4 protein-coding genes are annotated in these 1,943 nt (G+C 61.0%); all 4 read right to left on the bottom strand.

What is annotated here, in order from left to right:
- Positions 1–741: RtcB family protein (locus ACV22V_RS32310; protein WP_448016795.1), on the bottom strand; the 741-nt coding region annotated here is incomplete at its 3' end.
- 13 nt (positions 742–754) lie between these two features.
- On the bottom strand, positions 755–1,174 hold the full coding sequence (locus tag ACV22V_RS32305) for an archease (RefSeq protein ID WP_448016793.1): 420 nt from the start codon (positions 1,172–1,174) through the stop codon (positions 755–757).
- A gap of 162 nt (positions 1,175–1,336) precedes the next feature.
- A complete protein-coding gene (locus ACV22V_RS32300) occupies positions 1,337–1,636 on the bottom strand; it encodes a hypothetical protein (RefSeq protein WP_448016792.1) in 300 nt (99 codons plus the stop codon).
- 181 nt (positions 1,637–1,817) lie between these two features.
- Positions 1,818–1,943, bottom strand: a 126-nt coding sequence (locus tag ACV22V_RS32295) for a cold shock domain-containing protein (RefSeq protein ID WP_448016797.1), incomplete at its 5' end; no start/stop codon positions are given.

Raw genomic sequence — 1,943 nt, 5'->3', positions numbered from 1 at the left:
CTCGGTGCCTATCTGATGTCCGAGTCCGCGTGAGCCGCAGTGGATCGTCACGACGACCTGTCCCTGCTGAAGACCGAACGCGGTCGCGATCCGGGGCTCGAAGATCTCAGTAATTTCTTGCACCTCGAGATAGTGATTGCCCGACCCCAGTGTGCCCATCTCGTCGCGCTGGCGTTTTTTCGCAAGGTCCGACACTGCGCCCGGTTTTGCATGCAGGATTCTGCCGTTTTCCTCGATCCGTCCCAGGTCGTCGCGGTTACCGTAGCCCTGGTCTACGGCCCAGGCCGCCCCGCCTGTCAACATATCGTCCATTTTCGACGCGGACAGACGCATTGCCCCGGTGCTTCCAACACCTGCCGGAATATGCGCAAAAAGCGCGTCGGCAAGACGGACCTTCAACGGTTCGACGCGCTCGTGCGTCAGCCCTGTGAGCAGCGTTCTCACGCCGCACGAGATATCAAAACCAACCCCACCTGCAGAGATGACCCCGCCTGCGTGCGCATCGAACGCGGCTACGCCACCGATCGGAAAGCCATACCCCCAATGCGCGTCGGGCATCGCGTACGACGCACCTACGATGCCGGGCAAGCGTGCAACGTTGCGGATCTGTTCGAGCACTTTGTCGTCCATGGCCTGGATCAGCCGGCGGTCGCCGTAGATGATACCGGGCACGCGCATGCCGTGGCGCACTGGAATATGCCATTCAAATTCGTCGTGACGCTCGAGCAACGTGATCTCCATCGTTGTCTCCCGTTCAAACATCGACCACGCATTGCGCGACCCATCTGCCAGGCGTGTCGCGACCGACATGCAATGCCGTATAGGTCGCGCCCTTCGGCTCGACCACCGGCCGATGTCGCTTCGCGTCCACCGCTTCACCACCAATGCGGGCGGTAAGCCGCGTGCCGTCGATCAACACAGCGAACCGCCCGAACAGCATCCGGCGCGTCGCCATTTCGTAGATAACTGCATTGAGCCAATCGACGAACAGCAAGTCGAGGTCGGGTGCGTGGCAGCGTATGTCAACCGTGCACGTCGTGCGCACATCCGCCGGTGCGCTCACGCATGCGGTGAGCGCAAGCGCCGCCTGCTCGAACGCTTCCGCAACCGTCTCTCCGATGCCGCGCACGCCGATATCGGCGCCGTGACGAAAGTGTTCCCAGCCAGCGCTCAAGGACGCTCCTCCGTGTGGCGTCTACGCAATGGCGAGGCAGCTCTGCCCGAAATGCGTGGACCGGGGGCCAGCAGCGTGTACGCGTGACCTGCATCAACGGCACTGCGGGCCCTCGAGCCGGACGCCGAAGTACAACGTTGTCTTTTTATCCAGCGTGCTCGCTCAGGCCAGCCGAACGACGGTGTCGTGCGTGGCGCCGTCCACCCAGACGTCCCGGCATTTTTCGAGCAGCCCGCCGTAGTCGCGGTCCGCCATCAGTTTTTCGTTGATCTGCTGCATCTTGTCGAGACTGTCGGCATCAAAGTACCAATGGATCCTGGGAGAGCCGAATTGCTCGACACCGAACTGCATATTCATCGCATAGCTCTTGTTCAGATGAGCGGTAACCTGGGCGGCGAAAGCCAGCGCCGACGGTATTTGCACCGCGTTCTTGACAGTCGCGGTACGAATGAATCTGTACATGATCACACTCCTCATGGTTCATAACCGACTCAGGATCCTGGTGGAAACTCCGGAATATCGATGAGGTTCCATTGTCTTCGAGCGGTCGCGGTGCCACCGCATCACGCGGCGGTTGTTACCGTGAATCGTGACGAATCCCCGGTTCTGACGACAGGCTCGGCCGCCCGACGGATGGCGCGTTTCATACCGGCGTCACGTTCGCCGCCTGCTTTCCCTTCGGGCCAGAGCGCACTTCGTACTGCACACGCTGCTGATCCTGAAGCGACCTGAATCCGGACACGTTGATTTCGGAGAAGTGGACAAACAA

Source organism: Burkholderia sp. AW33-5 (assembly GCF_053427615.1).
The sequence above is the reverse complement of the archived record's forward strand: the minus strand, read 5'-3'. Positions and strand labels throughout refer to the sequence as shown.